We start from the raw sequence: 19,570 nt of genomic DNA on the forward strand, positions 1-19,570 counted from the left end.
ATGAGCAGAAACCCCCGATTCATTCACCTACGTGTTCACACCGAATACTCCCTTCTGGAAGGCGCTGTGCGGCTGAAAAAACTGCCCGCCCTGTGCGAGAAGATGGAGATGCCTGCCGTCGCGGTGACTGACACGAATTCCATGTTTTCGGCGCTGGAATTTTCGGTGACAGCCAGCCAGGCCGGTGTCCAGCCGATCATGGGCTGTCAGGTTGATCTGACTTACGTTCAATCGCAACCGGGGGAAAAGCCAAAAACGCCCGCGCCGCTTGTTCTGCTGGCACAGTCCGAGGCGGGGTACGAGAACCTGATGAAGCTGAGCACGTGCCTTTACGTGGACAAGGGCGGGCAGTTGCCGCAGGTCACGCTGGACGAGCTTGCGGGCCGCTCCGACGGGCTGATCTGCCTGTCCGGAGGGCCCGATGGGCCGGTGGGCCGCCTGTTGCAACAGGGGCAACGTCCGGCGGCCGAGGCGCTGGTGGATCGGCTGGCCGCGATCTTTCCGGATCATCTGTATATCGAACTCCAGCGTCATCCGGGCGAGGACGGCCAACCAGAGGCCGAACGCCAGACCGAGCGCGGCCATATCGAGATGGCCTATGCCAAGAACCTGCCGCTGGTTGCCACCAATGACGTCTATTTCCCGACCTCGGATATGTACGAGGCCCATGATGCGCTGATCTGTATCGCCGAAGGGGCCTATGTCGACCAGCAGGAAGGTCGCCGCCGCCTGACCGCGCAGCATTATTTCAAGTCGCAGCAGGAAATGGTGACGCTGTTTGCCGATCTGCCCGAGGCCATCGAGAACACTGTCGAGATTGCCAAACGCTGCGCTTTCATGGCCTCTCGGCGTGATCCGATCCTGCCGAAATTCGCCGATGACGAGGTCGCTGAACTGCGCCGCATCGCCAACGAGGGCTTGCAGAAACGTCTGGCCGTGATCCCCCATGCGGTGACGGCCGAGGAATATCAGGAACGTTTGGATTTTGAGCTTGGCATCATCGAAGGCATGGGGTTCCCCGGCTACTTTCTGATCGTTGCGGACTTTATTCAATGGGCTAAGGATCACGATATTCCGGTTGGGCCGGGGCGGGGGTCGGGTGCGGGCTCGCTGGTGGCTTATGCGCTGACAATTACCGATCTCGATCCGCTGCGTTACAGCCTGCTGTTTGAACGGTTCCTGAATCCCGAACGGGTTTCGATGCCCGACTTCGATATCGACTTCTGTATGGATCGCCGCGAAGAGGTGATCCGTTACGTGCAGCAGAAATACGGGCGCGACAAGGTGGGGCAGATCATCACTTTTGGTGCCTTGCTGTCAAAGGCCGCCGTGCGCGACATCGGGCGGGTGCTGCAAATGCCGTACGGGCAGGTGGACCGTCTGTCCAAGATGATCCCGGTTGAAGGGGTAAAACCGGTTTCCATCGAAAAAGCCCTGAAGGATGAGCCGCGTCTGCGGGAGGAAGCTCGTAACGAAGAGGTGGTGGATCGTTTGCTGACGTATGGACAGCAGGTCGAAGGGCTGCTGCGCAACGCCTCGACCCACGCGGCTGGGGTTGTGATTGGCGACCGGCCTCTGGACGCGCTGGTGCCGATCTATCAGGACCCGCGATCCGACATGCCTGCAACCCAGTTCAACATGAAATGGGTGGAACAGGCCGGGCTGGTAAAGTTCGACTTTCTGGGTCTGAAAACCCTGACCGTGATCCAGAACGCGATGGACTTGATCTTCAAGTCCGGGCGGAAGTTGCACATCGCCGCCGATGGCACCGAGCTTTATGAACCTGCCGAGGGGGCCGAGAACCAGATCAACGCCATCCCACTGGATGACGAGGCGACGTATAAGCTCTATTCAGCGGCCAAGACGGTCGCGGTGTTCCAGGTTGAATCTTCGGGCATGATGGACGCGCTCAAGCGCATGAAACCCACCTGTATCGAGGATATCGTGGCCCTCGTCGCGCTCTATCGTCCCGGCCCGATGGAGAACATCCCGACCTATTGCGAGGTCAAGAACGGGCTGCGCGAAATCACATCCGTTCACCCGCTGATCGACCACATTCTTGAGGAAACTCAAGGTATTATCGTCTATCAGGAACAGGTGATGCAGATCGCGCAGGTTATGGCCGGGTACAGCCTGGGCGGCGCGGACCTGCTGCGCCGCGCGATGGGTAAGAAGATCAAAGAGGCGATGGATGCCGAACGCCCCAAGTTCGAAAAAGGCGCGGCAGAAAACGGGGTGGATGCCAAGAAAGCCAGCGAAGTCTTCGACCTACTCGAGAAATTCGCCAATTACGGCTTCAACAAATCCCACGCCGCCGCCTATGCGGTGGTCAGCTATCAAACCGGCTGGTTGAAGGCGAACCATCCGGTCGAGTTCATGGCGGGCGTCATGAATTGTGATATCCATCTGACTGACAAGCTGGCGATCTATTTCGAAGAGGTCCGAAAAGGGCTGGAACTGCCGTATGTCCCACCTTGTGTGAACCGATCTCAGGCCACGTTCGATGTTGATAACGGACATCTGGTCTATGCGCTGGGCGCGCTCAAGAATGTGGGTGTCGAGGCGATGAACCTGATCGTTGCGGGTCGCGCGGACAAGCCGTTTGTCAACCTGTTCGATTTCGCCCGCCGCGTGGATTTGAAGAAAGTGGGCAAACGCCCTCTTGAGATGCTGGCCCGCGCCGGGGCCTTTGATGAGCTGGACCGGAACCGCCGCCGCGTGTTTGAAAGCCTAGATGCGCTGGTGCAGTATTCGGCCGCGATCCATGAACAGAAGAATTCGAACCAAGTATCGCTGTTTGGCGAGGCCGGAGATGACCTGCCCGAACCACGCCTGTCGCCGACCCCCGACTGGCTGCCGGCTGAACGTCTGAGCGAAGAGTTCAAGGCCATCGGCTTCTACCTCTCTGGTCATCCGCTGGATGACTATATGCCGGCCTTAAAGCGTAAACAGGTTCTGACGCTGGACGAGGTGACAGAGAAAGCCCGCTCTGGCCCGTTGATCGCCAAGATGGCCGGAGTGGTTGCCGGGCGGCAGGAACGGAAATCGGCCAAGGGCAACCGGTTCGCCTTTGCCCAGCTTTCGGACCCGACCGGCGCTTATGAGGTCACGCTGTTTTCCGACACACTGGAGAAATGCCGCGAGTTTCTGGAAACCGGCGCTCAGGTGGTTCTGACCGTTGAGGCGACGATGGAGTCCGATCAGCTCAAGCTGCTGGGACGTTCGGTTGGACCAGCGGATTCTGTGGTGGCCGAAGCCGGGGCGACGGGCCTGCGCATCTTTGTCGACGAAGCGCGGGCAGTGTCGACGATTGCAACGGTTCTTGAAGAAGCCGCAACCGCTGCCAAGGGTGCGGCCCGCGGCCCGATCCAGCTGCTGTTGCTGGACCCCGGCCTGCCCGGCGACGTCGAAATCGACCTTGGGCGTGTGTTTCCGATCAATCCCCAGATCAAGGGCGCGATCAAATCGCTGGAAGGTGTTATGACCGTCGAAGAGATCTGACACCGCTTTGTTGCCAGACAGTTAGCGCATCGCTAGGCTGACCTTGCAAATATGTCTTCTGATCATGCCACGGGAGGGCGTTGATATGACGATTGCAGGTCTCAATCTCAGAACGATTGTATTGGGGGCGGCGGCATCGCTGGTTTTGGTTTCGGCGACAGCCACGCTTGCGGACGACAAGAAGAAAGAGAACACGATCAAAGGTGCTGTGATCGGGGCCGGTGTCGGGGCCTTGATCGGCGACGGCAAGGGTGCCGCCGCAGGGGCAATTGCTGGTGCGCTGATCGGCGCGAACTCGAAATAAGCGGGGGCGGGATGATGCGTTTGAACGCGATGAAAGTGATCACAACCGCCGCGCTGCTTACAGGGCCCGGTTTTGCACTTGCGGACGAGGAAGCCGAACAGATGGTGCAAGCGGCGCTGCCGCTCATGTATCACACATGCGCGTCGGTCATCGAAGAGGCTGACGGGAATGAAGAATACATTGTCGACGTGGTCGGCAAGATGACGGCGTTGTCACTTTATAACCGTCAGATCGACCTCGAAGCTCATGCCAGTTCGGACGAGGAAAAGGCCGCGCTGCGCGAAACATTTGTGGCGGCTCTGAAAGACGGCTGCGCCGGGGATGAAAACGCCCTGCTGGGTGGCGTCGTCGACAACGCGGTGAAATCAACGCTGGGGCTGTAAGCCGTCAGTAATGTGGCGGACGTTCGTCACCAAGGACAACGCCGCCTGACCCTTCCTGCGCGCGCTCGGCCTCGCGGTGCAGCAGCATCTCGACACGGCGGGTCAGCCGGTCAATCTCGGCCTGTTGCCGGGTGACAACCGCGTTCAATTCGTCAACCGTGCGGGTCAGATGGGCAATCTGTTCTTCCAGATGCTGCATGGAATGCTCCTGTCTTTCAGGCTGCACATAGCGACCCTGTGACGCCTTGGCCAGAGAAAGCGCGCCTTGCCCAGATGCGGGCCATGGGATAGACCGCGCGCGGAACAGGTACACTCCCAAGGACGCCCCACATGGCCAAGCCCAAGAAACAGCCCCGCCCCAAGGCCGAAACGCCGAAAGGGTTCCGTGACTATTTCGGCGAGGAAGTCACGCAGCGCACCGAGATGCTGCGGACGATTGCGGGTGTCTATCATCGGTACGGTTTTGACGCGCTGGAAAGCAGCGCGGTCGAAACCGTCGAGGCGCTGGGCAAGTTCCTGCCCGACGTGGACCGCCCGAACGAAGGCGTGTTCGCGTGGCAGGAGTTTGACGAGGGCGGAAATGGCGACTGGATGGCCCTGCGCTATGACCTGACCGCGCCTCTGGCCCGTGTCTACGCCCAGCACCGCAATGATTTGCCCACGCCCTATCGCCGCTATGCGATGGGTCCGGTCTGGCGCAACGAAAAGCCGGGGCCGGGGCGGTATCGGCAGTTCTATCAATGTGATGCGGATACGGTGGGGACGGCCAGCATGGCTGCAGACGCCGAGATCTGTGCCATGCTGTCGGATACGCTGGAAACCGTGGGCATTCCACGCGGCGATTATTTGGTACGGGTCAACAACCGGAAGGTTCTGAACGGTGTTCTGGAATCGATTGGACTTGCGGTAGTCGAAAGTGGTCAAACACCAGACTTTAATGTGGCGGTTGCGGCAGCAAATCAGTTACTGACAAGGGATGCCGTGCTGCGGACCATCGACAAATTCGACAAGGTGGGTGAGCAGGGTGTGCGCGAGTTGCTGACCAAGGGTCGTCTGGACGCGTCGGGCGCGTTTATCGACGGCGTTGGTCTCAGCGATGATCAGGCAGACCCGGTGATCGCCTTTCTTACCTCCAAGGCCGTCGATACGGCCGGTACGCTGGCCAACCTCCGCATTGCCGTGGGCGACAGCAAGATCGGGGCGGATGGGATTGCTGAACTGGAACAGATCGCTGAACTTCTCTCCGCTGGCGGCTACGGCCCCGACCGCATTGTCATTGACCCCTCCGTCGTCCGTGGCCTGGGCTATTACACCGGTCCGGTCTACGAGGCCGAACTGACGTTCGAAATCTTCGACGAGAAAGGCCGCAAGCGGCAATTCGGCTCGGTTGCGGGCGGCGGGCGCTATGACGATCTGGTCAAGCGGTTCACCGGGCAGGAAGTGCCCGCGACCGGGGTGTCCATCGGCGTCGATCGGTTACTGGCGGCGCTGCGCGAAAAGGGCCGGATCAGCGCCCAGGCCAAAGGCCCCGTGGTCGTCACCGTCATGGATCGCGACAGGATGGCCGATTATCAGGCGATGGTGGCCGAGCTGCGCAATGCGGGCATCCGGGCCGAGGTGTATCTGGGCAATCCCAAGAACTTTGGCAATCAGTTGAAATACGCGGACAAGCGCAACTCTCCGGTTGCGGTGATCGAAGGCGGGGACGAAAAGGCAAAAGGCATCGTGCAGATCAAGGACCTGATCCTTGGGGCTAAGATCGCCGAAAGCGCCACGCTGGAGGAATGGAAAGAACGCCCCAGCCAGTTCGAAGTATCGCGCGCTGATCTGGTCGCGAAAGTGCGTGAAATTCTGAACAGTCAGGACTGACCCATGCCCAACCGTTCCCAGATACAGGCCCGTGCCGCGATGATGCGTGTCCGGTTCGAGGCTGCGGGCGCGCAGGTGGTGGATACGCCTCTGTTGCAACCCGCTGAAATGTTGCTGGACCTCTATGGCGAGGATATCCGCGCCCGTGCCTACGTCACCTCGGACGCGCTGCGGGGCGAGCAGATGCTGCGCCCGGATTTCACCCTGCCTGTTGTTCAGATGCACATGCGGGACGGGGCCGAGCCAGCGCGCTATACCTATTCAGGTGAGGTGTTCCGCCGTCAGGAACACGACCCGGACCGGTCGAACGAGTATATTCAGGTGGGGTACGAGGTGTTTGACCGCGATGATCCCGCTGGTGCCGATGCCGAAGTGTTTTCGCTGATGGCGCTGCAGTTGCGCGGGCTGCCCCTGCGCGCAGCTACCGGGGATATTGGCATTCTGACCGCGGCTGTCGAAGGGCTTCGGACCACAGACCGCCGCAAGGCCGCGCTGATGCGGCACCTGTGGCGGCCGCGCCGGTTTCGTGCGCTGCTGGACCGGTTTGCAGGGCGTAAACCGGGGCCCGAAGGCCGTGACGCGCTTTTGGACGCGGACGACCCGATGGCGGTTAATGTTCCGATGATCGGCAAGCGTCGCGCGCCCGAGATTGCCGACCGGATCAAAGCCCTGCGCGAAGATCGCGCTGCGCCGCCGATCTCTGACAATGAGCTGGCCGGGTTGGAAACGCTGCTGAATGTGCGTGAAACCATGCCCTTCGCGTTGGAACAGCTGAGGGATGTGGCAGTGGATCTGCCGCAGATCACCCCGGCGCTGGACCGATTGGAGGCGCGGATCGCAGCCCTGCAAGCGCGTGGCGTCGACGTCGCCCGGCTGGATTTCGAAGCGTCTTATGGCCGGACATCGATGGAATATTACGACGGGTTTGTCTTTGGGTTCTACGCCGAAGGCCGTCCCGACCTGCCGCCTGTCGCCACCGGTGGGCGCTATGATGCGCTGACGCGCCGCTTGGGCGATGGGGCCGAAATCCCCGCGATCGGCGGCGTGATCCGCCCGGACCTGATGCTTGAAATCGAGGAGGCCGCGCAATGAGTGTGAAACTGGGCGTGCCCTCGAAGGGCCGGTTGATGGAAAAGACCGTCTCATGGTTCGAAAAGCACGGCATCGTGCTGTCCCGCAACGGCTCGGACCGGGAATATGCGGGTCGGGTCGACGGGATTGACGGCGTCTCACTGATCCTTTTGTCGGCGGGCGAAATTCCGCGCGAACTTGCGTCGGGCCGTATCCATCTGGGCGTCACCGGGATCGATCTGGTGCAAGAAAAACTTCCGCGCTGGGAACAGCAGGTCGAAGAGATCGCGCAGCTGGGCTTTGGCAAGGCTGATCTGATCATCGCCACACCTGCCTGCTGGGTCGATGTGGACACGCTGGACGATCTCGACGCGGCGGCAGCAGCATTTCGCAACACCCATGGCCACCGGCTGCGGATTGCCACCAAATATCACCGACTGGTGCGTGAGTTCCTGACAGACGCGGGCGTGGCTGACTACACTCTGGTCGACAGCCAGGGGGCGACCGAAGGCACGGTCATGAACGAAACCGCCGAGGCAATTGCCGATATCACTTCGTCCGGTGAAACCTTGCGGGCGAACCACCTCAAGATCCTGTCGGACGGCTTGATCCTGCAATCGCAGGCCACATTGTGGCGCAGCCGGGTTGCAAAGGTCGACGCGGCGGACAAGGCGGTTCTGACGGAATTGCTGGATCGGCTGCGGTAATTACAGCACACCGATATCCGCAAGGGCGCGGTTCAGATCATCGGGCAGGGCGTCGTCCTGCGCGCGCCCTTTCGGCAGGTCAGCTGGTGAATCTTCCGGTTTCAGGTATCGCCAGCCCTGAAACGGGCGTTTCAAGGCATTCTGTGTACGATGTACCTTTGGGTCGAGGACGATGGCGCAGCGGCGGATACCGTCTTCACCAATCACTTCATCCAGACGCAGAATGCGCTGACGGCACTGTACGACACCCTTGATCACCCAATAGATTGATCCGCCATTCAGAATCTCGGCATCACGTTTGGGCCACATGCGGGTTACGTGGCGCGGATATCCGTCCTCATAAAGCGGCATTCGGCTGTCCTGCCACGCGATCAGAGAGTCCACGCTTTCCGAACCAACCGAAAGTTTGATGAGGTTCACGTACTTATCCACAGCTTTCCCACAGAGTCGTCCATTGGCTGTCTATCCATTGTAGCTCAGGATTGGCTTTCATCAAGGTGTAGTGGGTGTTAGTCTGGATACCTCTTTCAGCACAGGGAATCACCAATGAGCCGCTTTGCCGCCCCCATCGCCGAGCAGATCTGGGACATGAAATACCGCTTCAAACAGGCGGATGGCACGCCCATCGATCAGACGGTTGAAGACAGCTGGCGACGCATCGCCCGTGACCTCGCGCGGGTCGAGGACGATCCGGATCATTGGGAAGACAGGTTTTACGAGGCACTGGAAGATTTCAAGTATCTGCCCGCCGGGCGCATCACCGCAGGCGCAGGTACCGCGCGGCAGGTGACGCTGTTCAACTGTTTCGTCATGGGCACCATCCCCGACAGCATGGGTGGTATCTTTGACATGCTGAAAGAGGCCGCGCTGACCATGCAGCAGGGGGGCGGGATCGGCTATGATTTCTCGACCATCCGCCCGCGCGGCGCGGATGTGAAGGGCGTGGCGGCAGATGCTTCGGGCCCGCTCAGCTTTATGGATGTGTGGGACGCAATGTGCCGGACGATCATGTCCGCGGGTTCGCGCCGGGGGGCGATGATGGCCACCATGCGCTGTGACCATCCCGATATCGAACAGTTCATCACCGCCAAATCCGACCCGGCCCGCCTGCGCATGTTCAACATGTCGGTGCTGGTGACCGATCCCTTCATGGAGGCGGTCAAGGCCGACGGCCCGTGGGAGTTGCAGTTCGACGGCAAGATCTATCACACCGTTCAGGCGCGTGATCTGTGGAACAAGATCATGCAGGCCACGTATGATTATGCCGAACCGGGCGTGATCTTCATCGACCGCATCAATCAGGCCAACAACCTGAGCTATGTTGAAACCATCGCCGCGACGAACCCCTGTGGCGAGCAGCCTCTGCCGCCTTACGGGGCTTGCCTGCTTGGCTCGATCAATCTGGCGCGGCTGGTTGCCGAACCGTTCGGGGATGCCGCGCATCTGGATGAACCGGCATTGCAGGAACTGGTCGCGACAGCCGTGCGCATGATGGATAACGTCGTGGACGCCTCGAAATTCCCGCTGGCCGAGCAAGAGGCGGAAGCGCAGGACAAGCGCCGCATCGGGCTGGGCGTGACGGGTCTTGCGGATGCGTTGCTGATGCTGGGCCTGCGCTATGGGTCCGACGAGGCGGCGCGCCAGACGGAACGCTGGTTGCACGCAATCGCCCGCGCCGCATATCTGGCCTCGGTCGATCTGGCTAAGGAGAAAGGCGCGTTCCCCCTGTTCGACGCTGAGAAATATTTGGCCAGCGGCACGATGCAGCAAATGGATGACGACGTCCGCGATGCGATCCGCGAACATGGTATCCGCAACGCTCTGCTGACCTCGATTGCGCCCACGGGCACGATTTCGCTTTATGCCGGGAATGTGTCGTCGGGGATTGAACCGGTCTTTGCCTATGCCTACACCCGCAAGGTTCTGCAAAAAGACGGCTCGCGAACCGAGGAAGAGGTTGTGGATTACGCCGTTCAGATGTGGCGCGACAAGTTCGGCGACGCAGCGCTGCCCGACTATTTCGTCAATGCCCAGACCCTGACACCCCTTGATCATGTCAAGATGCAGGCGGCGGCGCAGAAATGGATCGACAGCTCGATTTCCAAGACCATCAACTGCCCCGAGGATATCAGCTTTGACGCCTTCAAGGATGTCTACATGCAGGCCTGGGATCAGGGCTGCAAAGGGTGCACGACGTACCGGCCCAACGATGTGACGGGGTCGGTTCTGACCGTTTCGGAAAGCGACGACAAGGTGCCGGGGGAAAGCGCGAATGCGCCTCATGAAATTGAAAGCGGCGACGTCATCTACATGTCCGAACCGCTGGATCGCCCGCAATCGCTGGAGGGGTCGACCTACAAGCTGAAATGGCCCGATAGCGAGCACGCGATTTATCTGACCATCAACGACATCATCATCTCGGGCCGCCGCCGCCCGTTCGAAGTGTTCATCAACTCCAAGAACATGGAACATTACGCCTGGACACTGGCGCTGACGCGGATGATCTCGGCCGTGTTCCGTCGGGGTGGGGACGTGTCCTTTGTGGTCGAAGAGCTGAAAGCCGTTTTCGACCCACGCGGCGGGGCGTGGGTCAAAGGCAAGTATATCCCATCGATCCTGGCCGCGATCGGGGGCGTGATCGAACAGCACATGGTCGCCATCGGCTTTCTGGAAGGCGAGGGGATGGGGTTGAAATCCGATCCCCAGGCGCAAGTGGTGAACCTGGACGCGCCACGTGGCAAAGCCTGCCCGTCCTGCGGTCAGTACGACATGGTCATGATCGAAGGCTGCATGACCTGCCGCAGCTGCGGCCATTCCAAATGCGGATAGGTATGAGGCGCGACACGAAAGTCAGCGCTCATCAATTTGACCCGACAGAGTGAGTGTCTGGCCACGCAAGCGTGGCCATCGCTTTTCTGGGCGGTGGTTTCTATTTCGAACCCTGATCAGTCGCAGCCAGTTGATGTTCGGACGGCCGGCAACGAACAAGACACGGGATTGTTCGCAGGCGCGTATTGATTTCAGGTCGAACACATATTTTTGATTCACTTCTGCAACATTCTTGTGAATGCTTCATTCCTGTCTCTTTTCCGCCGGATTTGGTGCTGATAAGCAATGATTGAATATCGGGATGTTAAATAGTGCGAGTGGGCAGATGAGAGCCGGAGTTAACGGTCAGGTAGCCATTTCATGGGATCAAACTGAAATTGACGGACTCGAGGACGCGCCTCTGGCGTGTCTGGCCGTCGGCGCGGCTTGGTCATGGCGCGGACAGGCGATAGTGCTGAGCGCAGAAGCCGAGAACAGCGTCGAACAGATTGGATATGCGCGGGGCGCTGCAACCCGCATACAAAACCGCTTCCCGATTGTCCGGGAAGTTTCCGGCCACGTGACCGGTGCTTTGACACTTACCAATGGGTCGCAGCGGTTTTCAGCCAACCTTGTTGCCGACACTAATGATGCAGCACCAACCATCGTTTTCGATGGCGCATGCCCGCCACGGGATGAAGAATTCTGGATCGTCGACGTGACCGAGGTTGTGATGGTGCACAAGGCGGGTGTTGAAGGCGGCGGGAATGTCGTTGCATTTCCGGCCTGAACGCGACCTGTATTTTTTTTGATGAAAGCAGTGTGACAGCAACCGTCGCTATGCGCGCAGGGGCCTGTGCTGCCAGCGGTGAACATATCTTTGCAGATATTCGAAACTGCGTTGAATGCCGTGTTGACTCTGCCGGCTTTGCGGATATAAGCGCGGCTTCATTGGTGTTGGTGGCCCCCGCAAGGGGAAGCCTGTCATGAGGGAAACCTCAAGAGGACAACGCCCTTCATAGTTGCCCGTTTGGGCATCGACCTAAAGAAGGAGATCAGCCGTGACCAAACGCACGTCTGCCAAGTACAAAATCGACCGCCGGATGGGCGAAAACATCTGGGGTCGTCCGAAATCCCCGGTCAACCGTCGTGAATACGGCCCCGGCCAGCACGGCCAGCGCCGCAAAGGCAAACTGTCAGACTTCGGTCTGCAGCTGCGTGCCAAGCAGAAGCTGAAAGGCTACTACGGCGACCTGACCGAAAAGCAGTTCCGCCGCATCTATGCCGAAGCCGAGCGTGTAAAAGGCGACACCGGTGAAAACCTGATCGGCCTGCTGGAGCGCCGTCTGGACGCCGTCGTCTATCGCGCCAAGTTCGTACCGACCGTCTTCGCTGCGCGTCAGTTCGTGAACCACGGTCACGTCAAAGTGAACGGCAAGCGTGTCAACATCCCCAGCTACCGCGTCAAAGAAGGCGACGTCATCGAAGTGCGTGACAAGTCCAAGCAACTGGCTGTTGTTCTGGAAGCTGTTGCCCTAGCCGAGCGTGATGTTCCTGACTACATCGACGCCGACCATTCGAAAATGACCGCAACGTTCGTTCGCGCACCGGGCCTGAGCGATGTGCCGTACCCGGTCATTATGGAACCGAACCTGGTCGTCGAATTCTACGCGAAGAACTGATCTTCGCATTCCGATCCGGAATTCAGAGCCGCACCTTTGGGTGCGGCTCTTTTCATTTTCAGCCCAGCAGAACGATATCTGACGCGCCTGCGCTGCGACGCAGCTCGTGGATGTCTTTTAGTTCCGGGTCGTTGATCCATCCCAGCGCCGCGTCCCGGTTGGGAAAGGAAAGCAGGGCTGCAACATCAGGCAAGTCCGGCGCGCCGTCCAGCGCGGTTGTTTCTGCGGTGGCGTGTTCGACTTTTCCGCCATGGCGGGCCAATGCAGTCCCGGCCTGTTCGCGATATGCGGCCAGAGCGTTGGGATTCTTTACAGTGAGTTTTGCGTAGGCATAGATCATGGCTTTTCTCCTTGATGTGTGGGCAAAAGCTAGGGTGTGATCTGCTTTGCGAAAACGCGTGTATTTGCATCAATGATGTGCGAATTTGCATGTATGGATATTCATTGGGATGATTACCGGGCCGTACTTGCCGTGGTTCGAAGGCGCACCCTGTCCGCCGCGGCACAAGAGCTTGGCGTCAACTACACAACTGTCGCGCGCCGTATAGCGCGCGCCGAAGCTGCGACAGGTGAAGTGCTGTTCGAAAGGCTGACCGACGGGTATCGGCCGACAGAAGCAGCGCACCTTGTCGCTGCATATGCTGCACGGATGGAAAGCGCAGAACACGCGATGCTGCGTGGTTTGTCAGGGCGAGATGCCCGATTGGAAGGGCAACTGACCTTAACCGCGCCGCAACTGTTAATTGCCCATGTTCTGTCCCCGGCGCTGGGCGAGTTTGCTCAAAGGCACCCTGCTGTGTCTTTGCAGGTGCGCGCGGCAAACGAGATTCTGGACCTTAATCGACGCGAAGCCGACATTGCGATCCGGATCAGCCGCAACCCCGGCGATACGTTGAAAGGTCTGCGCCTGACGCAACAGCACAGCGCTTGTTTTGCCACGCCTGAAAGGGCCGCGCGAATGCGGCAAGATCCGAACGCGCCCGTGGATTGGTTGCTTTATGAAAAGCAGCCGAACCTGCCGGACGGCGTCGACAAAATCTATCCGAACTCGCGGATACATATGCGCTTTGATGACATGGTCGCGATGGCGGGTGCTGCACAATCAGGGTTGGGCGTTGTGCGTATGCCGGTGTTTCTGGGCCGCTCACTCCGGGGCTTGGTGCAGGTTCCGGTCCTTTCACCGCAACCCTACGCAGATATCTGGATCGTGGCGCATCCGGATGTTTGGCCTTCGGCAAAACTGGTCGCATTCCGCGACATCGCGGTGCCCTTTTTCAAGCAAAAACGCCCGTTGTTTACGGCGTGATCATATCGGCAATGGTCGTCCTTCGGCGATTGCTTCCATCGCGAAATACGACGTGACACTGTCCAGCTCGACCTTTTCGATCAGCCGTTGATACACCTTGTCGTAAGACGCCATATCCTGTGTGACGACTTTCAGCTGATAATCATAGTCACCGCCGATACGATGAAAATCCACGACCTCGGGGATCGTCAGAACGTGGCTGCGAAAGGCCTGTAGCCACTCGGTCGAATGATGCCGCGTGCGCAGCATGACAAAGACCACAAGGCTCAGCCCCAATTTCTCGCGTGCGATGCGGGCGGTTGAACCGATCAGGACACCATCTTCGTTCAAAGCCTTCAGACGGCGCCAGCAGGCGTTCTGAGAAAGCCCCACACGATCCGCCAATTCCCGTTGCGACAGAGTGGCGTCCTTTTGCAGCTCTTTCAGAAGTCGTGTGTCAATTTGATCTAATTTTTGTGCCATGTTTGATCATATGACACAATAAATTAAAAACACACGCAAAGAAAGGTGAAGTTTTCGCGCGAATAATAAATCACATTACTCGGACAGTTAGGAGCCAATGCAATGTCCCTGTCCAAGTTTCGTGCGGAACTCTGTTCCACCGCTCACAATTCAAACCTGCGCGATGGGCTGATCGGAGAGAATGTTCTGATCCCGGGTCTGCATGGGGACGTGCCGCTTGTCTATGCGGATTACGTCGCTTCGGGTCGCGCCTTGCGGCAAGTCGAAGACTTTGTGGCGCAACATGTGTTGCCGTTTTACGCGAACAGCCACACCGAGGCCTCTTACTGCGGATCTTACATGACACATCTGCGCCGCGAGGCACGGGCGGAAATAGCCCGCATTGTTGGTGCCCAGGAAGAGGATGCGGTGATCTTCACCGGGTCTGGTGCCACTGCGGGGCTCAACCGGTTGGTCAGCCTGCTCGGGGTGGCAGAGGCCGACCAACCGGTTGTCTTGATTGGTCCTTACGAGCATCACTCGAACATCCTGCCGTGGCGGGAAAGCAAGGCACTTGTGGTTGAAATCCCCGAAGCCGAAGGTGGCGGTGTTGACCTGGGGGCGCTGGAAACCGCGCTGTTGACCCATGCAGGCGCAGATCTTCTGATCGGTTCCTTTTCGGCGGCGTCCAATGTAACCGGAATTGTCACTGACCCTGATCCGGTGACGCGGTTGCTCAAGGCGCATGGTGCCGTGGCGATTTGGGATTACGCCGGAGGCGGGCCTTACCTGCCGATGGATATGGGGCCGGCGGACGCGCGCAAGGATGCGATCGTCGTTTCCCCGCACAAGTTTCCGGGCGGTCCGGGGGCCTCGGGTGTTCTGATCGTAAACCGGGCTGCAGCCAAACGGAACTGCCCCAGCTGGCCGGGTGGTGGCACCGTAAGTTTCGTGTCACCGTGGCGGCATGACTACAGCGCGGACCTGTCTGCGCGGGAAGAGGCGGGAACGCCCAACGTGATCGGCGACATCCGCGCGGCGCTGGCCTTTATCGTCAAGGATGTCGTCGGCACGGAAGAAATCGCAAGGCGCGAGGCGCAGTACAACCAGATGGCGCTGCACGGGTGGAAGGATAATCCGAACCTGACATTGCTTGGGGTCAATAACCCGCATCGCCTGCCGATCTTCTCTTTCCTCGTGCGCGACAATGCGGGGCAGCCCGTGCATCAGCAGCTGTTTACCCGGATGCTCAGCGACGTCTACGGCATTCAGGCACGCGGCGGCTGTGCCTGCGCAGGGCCTTATGCCCACCGCCTGCTGGGGATTGACCGCGCCGCGTCCGAGGCGCTGCACGCGGCCTTGTCTGCGGGCGAAGAGATGAAGAAACCCGGCTGGGTACGCCTGAATTTCTCGTACCTGATGAGCGAGGAAACGGTTCAATTCATCATCGACAGTGTCAATGACCTGTCGCGCCGTACCGAGGAATTCGTACCGTATTACAACGCCGACCCGGCGACTGCGCGCTTCAAGGCCGCATAATGGAATTGCCGCTTTTCTCAATCCGTTGAGACAGGTATGAGGGGCCCAATCAACGGAGCCTCTCATGACCAAGATCACCCCGCAACCCGGCATTATGGACATCGCGCTTTATCAGGGCGGCCAGTCACATGTGGCGGGTGTTGAGCATGTGATCAAGCTGAGCTCGAACGAGAACCCGTTCGGCCCCAGCCCCAAGGCGATTGAGGCGGTGCGCGACAGCGCGGCCACTTTGCATCGGTACCCCAACACCGACCACGCCAGTTTGCGCGCGGCTATCGGCGCACGTCACGGGCTGGACCCTGCGCAGATCATCTGCGGTGTCGGCAGCGACGAGGTGCTGCAATTCATCGCTCAGGCCTATGCAGGGCCGGGGGATGAGGTGATCTATACCGAGCACGGGTTCTCCATGTACCCGATCATCGCCCGCATGGCAGGTGCCGCACCGGTCATGGTGGCCGAGCGCGACCGCAAAGTCGATGTGGATGCCATTCTGGCCGCCGTAACCAGCCAGACGCGGATCGTGTTTGTGACCAACCCCGGTAACCCGACCTCGACCATGATCTCGAACGACGAGCTGGACCATCTGGCGCAGGGTCTGCCTGATACCTGCCTGATGGTTCTGGATGGAGCCTATGCCGAATTTGTCGACGGTTTCGATGGCGGCGCGTCTTTGGTGGATGCGTATGAGAACGTAATCATGACCCGCACATTCTCGAAAGTGTACGGGCTGGGCGGGATGCGGATCGGCTGGGGGTATGCGCACCAATCGATTATCGATGTTCTGAACCGGGTGCGTCAGCCCTTCAACCTGTCTTTGACAGCCCTGGCCGCAGCCGAAGCAGCGATCAGCGACGTCGATTTCCTGACGTTCTGCCAATCTGAAAATGCGCGCCTTCGGGTGTGGCTGGCCGAGGAGCTGGACAAGATTGGCGTACCCTCGGACCCGTCCTGTACCAATTTCATCCTCGCGCGTTTTGCCGATAGGGCCGAGGCCGAGGCCTGTGATGACTATCTGAAAACGCAGGGTTTGATTGTCCGCCGGGTTGCAGGCTACAACCTGCCGAATGCCCTGCGGATCACCGTGGGCGATGAGGAAGCCTGCCACCGCGTCGTTGCGGTGATTACAGCATTCAAAGAGGGCGCAGCATGAGTCAGATTTACGACCGGGTTGCGCTGATCGGGCTGGGCCTGATTGCCTCCTCCATGTTCTGGGCGATCAAGCGTGGGGGCTTGGCCGGGGAAGTGACCGGCTATGCCCGGTCCGAGGCGACACGTGACACCGCGCGCAGAATCGGGCTGTGCGACCGCGTCTGTGACACGGCGCGCGAAGCGGTCGAAGGTGCTGATCTTGTCGTTCTTTGCGTGCCTGTGGGGGCAATGGGGGCCGTCGCAGAAGACATCGCACCCGTGCTCAAGCCCGGCGCGACCCTGTCGGATGTGGGGTCAGTCAAGCGGCATGTCATTCACGCAGTTCAGCCGCATATCCCCGAAGGTGTGCATTTCATTCCCGCGCATCCTTTGGCAGGGACGGAACATTCCGGTCCGGAATCGGGTTTTGCCAGATTGTTCGACAATCGCTGGTGCCTGCTGGTGCCCGTCGAAGGAACCGACCCGGATGCAATCGCCCGCCTTCGGGCGTTGTGGGAAGGTATGGGCTCCCATGTCGATGAGATGGACGCCGATCATCACGATCTGGTTCTGGCCGTCACGTCCCATGCGCCGCACCTGATCGCCTACACGATGGTTGGCGTGGCCGACGATCTGCGCCGGGTGACCGATAGCGAAGTGATCAAATACTCGGCCGCGGGTTTCCGGGACTTCACTCGCATCGCCGCATCCGACCCGACCATGTGGCGCGATGTGTTCCTGTCCAACAAAGACGCGACGCTGGAAATCCTGGGCCGGTTCACGGAAGAGCTGTTTGCGCTGCAACGTGCCATCCGGACCGGGGACGGGGAACATTTGTTTGACTACTTCACCCATACCCGTGCTATTCGTCGCGGCATCATCGACGCGGGGCAGGACACCGACGCACCGGATTTCGGGCGGGGAAAGGCAGGTTCATGAGGTTATACCGGGGGCAATTTCTGATCGGGATCATGGCGTTGTGCGCCGTGGCCACACAGGCAACACCTCTGGAACGATCTCTGGTTCCTCCCGCACGTCCGATTCTGGACCAGCACAACATTCAGGATGTGTCTGCCATTGCCCCGGTTTCAGTGGCGGCTATAACTGATCTGCGCCCTATCTCACGCCCGGTTTCACCGCAGGTCACTGCCGCCTTGGCGCGACCATCGGAATTGCCACTGCTGGGGCCCGACACGTCGCTGATGCCTTACTTGAGACCTGAATCGCTTGAACAGCAGGTGCTTTTCAAGAAGCGCAAGCTGCGTAAAGGGTCTGTTTGCGGAGATATCGCCATTCAGGGCAAGCCCGTCGGCAGGGTCGGCAGCGACAACTCGGCCTGTGGCGTAAAAGATGCGGTGCAGATCACCTCTGTTTCTGGTGTAGCACTCAGCCGCCCGGCGACGATGGATTGCGGCACCGCAGTTGCGCTGAACAAATGGGTCGACAAAACGGTCAAACCCACCTTCAAACGCCGCGGCCCGGTGGTCGAATTGCAGGTGGCAGCCCATTATGCATGCCGAACTCGCAACAACCGCAAGGGCGCGCGGATTTCCGAGCACGGCAAAGGACGCGCCATCGATATTTCGGCCTTCAAGTTGGCCGATGGTGAGGTCGTGACCGTCCTGGAAGGATGGCGCAAGAACCCGTCACAGAAGCAATTGCAGAAGATCTGGCGCGGTGCGTGTGGCCCGTTCGGCACGGTATTGGGGCCGAACTCGGACGGCTACCATCGCGATCATTTCCATCTGGATACGGCACGCTACCGCAGCGGAGCGTATTGCCGTTAACGCAGGATCAACCGCGGGGCAGGGCCCAGCGGCACCGGCCCCAGGGCTACAAAACCATCCCGGAAGTTCAGCTGAAGGTCCAGCGCGTTGGGGTTGCCCCCCAACCCTGCCAGAAAATTCAGTGCACGGGTAACAGGATCAACCGCCTGATCGGGCAGGGCACCTGCCGCGTTTGCCATGTCGATCATATCACGCCAGTTCTCGGCCTTGACGGCGATCTCACCGCTCGGAACACCCTGTGAGTCTACATCCAGCTTACCAGCCGCAAACAGGCGTAACCCACCCCATTTGATCTCGGCCAGTCGCAGGTCTATGGCCACGGGCTGCGGTCTGCTGTGTTCCAGCGCCGACCTGTCCCAGACTTTGCTGAACGTGGTGACCATGTCCAGTTCCAGCGTTTCGAAGGACTGCGGCAGCGACGCGGCCGAATTCATAAGGGCCCGCAACCGATCACCGGGTGTGAACCCATCCGCGCGGGCGGTAATGGCATAAGCTTCGGGCAGGGATGTTTGCGCCATGATCAGACTTAAGGTGTCCCCGGCGGCCAGTGCAGTGGTGTTCTCGGTCACCGACCACGCCCCTGCCGTCAGCGCCAGTTTCTCAAGCACAAGCGAAACGCCGGGTTGCAACTGTAGTTCCGCAATCAACTCATCTGCGACAATCGTTGACGTCTGATCGTAGTAGGACAGACGTTGGGGCGTCTTGGCAAACCGTAGCACCTGCCGTCCGGGCCAGATCGCTGGGCTTTCGAATTCGATCCAGTCCGCGCTCCAGGCTGTGCCATTCACCGGGTCGGCAAGGGCGGGATTGTTCAGGCGGGTCACGTGATGGGTGGGATACCCTGCCGTTGTCACGTCCGAGAAATCAGCCAGCCAGCCACGGGCCTGTTGTTGATCAAACCAGCCAGTGATAGCCGCGCGCAGGCCATATCCGGCGACAAACCAATAGACGCTCCACAGTGCGCCGATAAAAATGACTACTAGTATGACACGGCGCATGAGCTTTGGCCCTTTTTCCTGCCTCGGAATTGATGTTTATAGGCCC

General features: G+C 59.6%; 19 protein-coding genes. 14 read left to right on the forward strand and 5 right to left on the reverse strand.

Annotated elements, in window-relative coordinates:
- From dnaE to ACR0AM_RS03090, 3 genes are all read left to right on the forward strand, one after another.
- On the forward strand, positions 1 to 3,501 hold the full coding sequence (gene dnaE, locus ACR0AM_RS03080; protein WP_480622092.1) for a DNA polymerase III subunit alpha: 3,501 nt from the start codon (positions 1 to 3) through the stop codon (positions 3,499 to 3,501).
- 85 nt (positions 3,502 to 3,586) lie between these two features.
- Complete coding sequence (locus tag ACR0AM_RS03085) at positions 3,587 to 3,805, forward strand: YMGG-like glycine zipper-containing protein (RefSeq protein ID WP_480484823.1); 219 nt, start codon at positions 3,587 to 3,589, stop codon at positions 3,803 to 3,805.
- Positions 3,806 to 3,816: 11 nt separating this feature from the next.
- Positions 3,817 to 4,188: a hypothetical protein gene (locus ACR0AM_RS03090; RefSeq protein ID WP_480622093.1), complete on the forward strand. Its 372-nt coding sequence runs from the start codon at positions 3,817 to 3,819 to the stop codon at positions 4,186 to 4,188.
- Between the two features lie 4 nt (positions 4,189 to 4,192).
- Here ACR0AM_RS03090 and ACR0AM_RS03095 read toward each other — a convergent pair whose 3' ends face one another.
- Positions 4,193 to 4,387, reverse strand: coding sequence for a SlyX family protein (locus ACR0AM_RS03095; RefSeq protein ID WP_480484821.1), 195 nt, complete (start codon positions 4,385 to 4,387; stop codon positions 4,193 to 4,195).
- 131 nt (positions 4,388 to 4,518) lie between these two features.
- On the opposite strand from ACR0AM_RS03095, the gene hisS reads away from it, so the two are divergent.
- The 3 genes from hisS to hisG are packed head-to-tail and all read left to right on the forward strand — an operon-like array spanning position 4,519 to position 7,835.
- Positions 4,519 to 6,057 carry a histidine--tRNA ligase gene (hisS, locus tag ACR0AM_RS03100; RefSeq protein WP_480622094.1) on the forward strand — a complete coding sequence of 513 codons (1,539 nt, stop codon included), beginning with the start codon at positions 4,519 to 4,521 and terminating at the stop codon, positions 6,055 to 6,057.
- 3 nt (positions 6,058 to 6,060) lie between these two features.
- A complete protein-coding gene (locus ACR0AM_RS03105) occupies positions 6,061 to 7,149 on the forward strand; it encodes an ATP phosphoribosyltransferase regulatory subunit (RefSeq protein WP_480622095.1) in 1,089 nt (362 codons plus the stop codon).
- Entirely contained in the window at positions 7,146 to 7,835 is a 690-nt protein-coding gene (hisG, locus tag ACR0AM_RS03110; protein ID WP_480622096.1) for an ATP phosphoribosyltransferase, read from the forward strand. Before ACR0AM_RS03105 ends, hisG begins: the two co-directional genes overlap by 4 nt.
- On the opposite strand, the gene ACR0AM_RS03115 is transcribed toward hisG, so the two are convergent.
- Complete coding sequence (locus ACR0AM_RS03115; RefSeq protein ID WP_480622097.1) at positions 7,836 to 8,267, reverse strand: DUF1489 family protein; 432 nt, start codon at positions 8,265 to 8,267, stop codon at positions 7,836 to 7,838.
- Between the two features lie 114 nt (positions 8,268 to 8,381).
- On the opposite strand from ACR0AM_RS03115, the gene ACR0AM_RS03120 reads away from it, so the two are divergent.
- The 3 genes from ACR0AM_RS03120 to rpsD all read left to right on the forward strand — a co-directional run bounded on the left by ACR0AM_RS03120 (position 8,382) and on the right by rpsD (position 12,325).
- The gene (locus tag ACR0AM_RS03120; RefSeq protein WP_480622098.1) at positions 8,382 to 10,664 is read left to right on the forward strand and encodes an adenosylcobalamin-dependent ribonucleoside-diphosphate reductase; all 2,283 of its coding nucleotides are present in this window, start codon (positions 8,382 to 8,384) and stop codon (positions 10,662 to 10,664) included.
- A 325-nt stretch (positions 10,665 to 10,989) separates the two neighbouring features.
- Positions 10,990 to 11,433 carry a hypothetical protein gene (locus ACR0AM_RS03125; protein ID WP_267367456.1) on the forward strand — a complete coding sequence of 148 codons (444 nt, stop codon included), beginning with the start codon at positions 10,990 to 10,992 and terminating at the stop codon, positions 11,431 to 11,433.
- A 271-nt stretch (positions 11,434 to 11,704) separates the two neighbouring features.
- Entirely contained in the window at positions 11,705 to 12,325 is a 621-nt protein-coding gene (gene rpsD / locus ACR0AM_RS03130; protein ID WP_480519198.1) for a 30S ribosomal protein S4, read from the forward strand.
- 58 nt (positions 12,326 to 12,383) lie between these two features.
- Here the strand turns inward: rpsD and ACR0AM_RS03135 are convergent, their stop codons facing one another.
- Complete coding sequence (locus ACR0AM_RS03135; protein ID WP_480519196.1) at positions 12,384 to 12,665, reverse strand: DUF1330 domain-containing protein; 282 nt, start codon at positions 12,663 to 12,665, stop codon at positions 12,384 to 12,386.
- A gap of 93 nt (positions 12,666 to 12,758) precedes the next feature.
- Between ACR0AM_RS03135 and ACR0AM_RS03140 the strand changes: the two genes are divergently transcribed.
- Positions 12,759 to 13,631 (forward strand): LysR family transcriptional regulator, encoded by an 873-nt coding sequence (locus ACR0AM_RS03140; protein WP_480519193.1) that lies wholly within the window; start codon positions 12,759 to 12,761, stop codon positions 13,629 to 13,631.
- On the opposite strand, the gene ACR0AM_RS03145 is transcribed toward ACR0AM_RS03140, so the two are convergent.
- Positions 13,632 to 14,093: an Lrp/AsnC family transcriptional regulator gene (locus ACR0AM_RS03145; RefSeq protein ID WP_480475410.1), complete on the reverse strand. Its 462-nt coding sequence runs from the start codon at positions 14,091 to 14,093 to the stop codon at positions 13,632 to 13,634. It abuts the gene before it with no gap.
- A 102-nt stretch (positions 14,094 to 14,195) separates the two neighbouring features.
- On the opposite strand from ACR0AM_RS03145, the gene ACR0AM_RS03150 reads away from it, so the two are divergent.
- The 4 genes from ACR0AM_RS03150 (at position 14,196) to ACR0AM_RS03165 (ending at position 18,526) form a co-directional block, all read left to right on the forward strand.
- Entirely contained in the window at positions 14,196 to 15,611 is a 1,416-nt protein-coding gene (locus tag ACR0AM_RS03150; protein ID WP_480622099.1) for an aminotransferase class V-fold PLP-dependent enzyme, read from the forward strand.
- A gap of 64 nt (positions 15,612 to 15,675) precedes the next feature.
- Positions 15,676 to 16,761 (forward strand): histidinol-phosphate transaminase, encoded by a 1,086-nt coding sequence (hisC, locus tag ACR0AM_RS03155; RefSeq protein WP_480622100.1) that lies wholly within the window; start codon positions 15,676 to 15,678, stop codon positions 16,759 to 16,761.
- A complete protein-coding gene (locus ACR0AM_RS03160) occupies positions 16,758 to 17,678 on the forward strand; it encodes a prephenate/arogenate dehydrogenase family protein (protein WP_480605189.1) in 921 nt (306 codons plus the stop codon). The genes hisC and ACR0AM_RS03160 overlap by 4 nt, the downstream gene beginning before the upstream one ends.
- Positions 17,675 to 18,526 carry an extensin-like domain-containing protein gene (locus tag ACR0AM_RS03165; protein WP_480622101.1) on the forward strand — a complete coding sequence of 284 codons (852 nt, stop codon included), beginning with the start codon at positions 17,675 to 17,677 and terminating at the stop codon, positions 18,524 to 18,526. The genes ACR0AM_RS03160 and ACR0AM_RS03165 overlap by 4 nt, the downstream gene beginning before the upstream one ends.
- On the opposite strand, the gene ACR0AM_RS03170 is transcribed toward ACR0AM_RS03165, so the two are convergent.
- On the reverse strand, positions 18,523 to 19,524 hold the full coding sequence (locus ACR0AM_RS03170; RefSeq protein WP_480622102.1) for a DUF2125 domain-containing protein: 1,002 nt from the start codon (positions 19,522 to 19,524) through the stop codon (positions 18,523 to 18,525). The genes ACR0AM_RS03165 and ACR0AM_RS03170 overlap by 4 nt on opposite strands.
- Between the last annotated feature and the right edge of the window lie 46 nt (positions 19,525 to 19,570).

This window comes from Ruegeria sp. AD9, assembly GCF_056542305.1.

What these genes read in the sequence shown, in the direction of transcription:
- hisC (WP_480622100.1), top strand. Translation starts at nt 15,676, where the DNA reads ATGACCAAGATCACCCCGCAACCCGGCATTATGGACATCGCGCTTTAT.
- ACR0AM_RS03165 (WP_480622101.1), top strand. Translation starts at nt 17,675, where the DNA reads ATGAGGTTATACCGGGGGCAATTTCTGATCGGGATCATGGCGTTGTGC.
- ACR0AM_RS03170 (WP_480622102.1), bottom strand. Translation starts at nt 19,524, where the DNA reads ATGCGCCGTGTCATACTAGTAGTCATTTTTATCGGCGCACTGTGGAGC.
- ACR0AM_RS03145 (WP_480475410.1), bottom strand. Translation starts at nt 14,093, where the DNA reads ATGGCACAAAAATTAGATCAAATTGACACACGACTTCTGAAAGAGCTG.
- ACR0AM_RS03160 (WP_480605189.1), top strand. Translation starts at nt 16,758, where the DNA reads ATGAGTCAGATTTACGACCGGGTTGCGCTGATCGGGCTGGGCCTGATT.
- ACR0AM_RS03105 (WP_480622095.1), top strand. Translation starts at nt 6,061, where the DNA reads ATGCCCAACCGTTCCCAGATACAGGCCCGTGCCGCGATGATGCGTGTC.
- ACR0AM_RS03125 (WP_267367456.1), top strand. Translation starts at nt 10,990, where the DNA reads ATGAGAGCCGGAGTTAACGGTCAGGTAGCCATTTCATGGGATCAAACT.
- ACR0AM_RS03090 (WP_480622093.1), top strand. Translation starts at nt 3,817, where the DNA reads ATGATGCGTTTGAACGCGATGAAAGTGATCACAACCGCCGCGCTGCTT.
- dnaE (WP_480622092.1), top strand. Translation starts at nt 1, where the DNA reads ATGAGCAGAAACCCCCGATTCATTCACCTACGTGTTCACACCGAATAC.
- ACR0AM_RS03150 (WP_480622099.1), top strand. Translation starts at nt 14,196, where the DNA reads ATGTCCCTGTCCAAGTTTCGTGCGGAACTCTGTTCCACCGCTCACAAT.
- ACR0AM_RS03135 (WP_480519196.1), bottom strand. Translation starts at nt 12,665, where the DNA reads ATGATCTATGCCTACGCAAAACTCACTGTAAAGAATCCCAACGCTCTG.
- hisS (WP_480622094.1), top strand. Translation starts at nt 4,519, where the DNA reads ATGGCCAAGCCCAAGAAACAGCCCCGCCCCAAGGCCGAAACGCCGAAA.
- ACR0AM_RS03120 (WP_480622098.1), top strand. Translation starts at nt 8,382, where the DNA reads ATGAGCCGCTTTGCCGCCCCCATCGCCGAGCAGATCTGGGACATGAAA.
- ACR0AM_RS03140 (WP_480519193.1), top strand. Translation starts at nt 12,759, where the DNA reads ATGGATATTCATTGGGATGATTACCGGGCCGTACTTGCCGTGGTTCGA.
- ACR0AM_RS03095 (WP_480484821.1), bottom strand. Translation starts at nt 4,387, where the DNA reads ATGCAGCATCTGGAAGAACAGATTGCCCATCTGACCCGCACGGTTGAC.
- hisG (WP_480622096.1), top strand. Translation starts at nt 7,146, where the DNA reads ATGAGTGTGAAACTGGGCGTGCCCTCGAAGGGCCGGTTGATGGAAAAG.
- ACR0AM_RS03085 (WP_480484823.1), top strand. Translation starts at nt 3,587, where the DNA reads ATGACGATTGCAGGTCTCAATCTCAGAACGATTGTATTGGGGGCGGCG.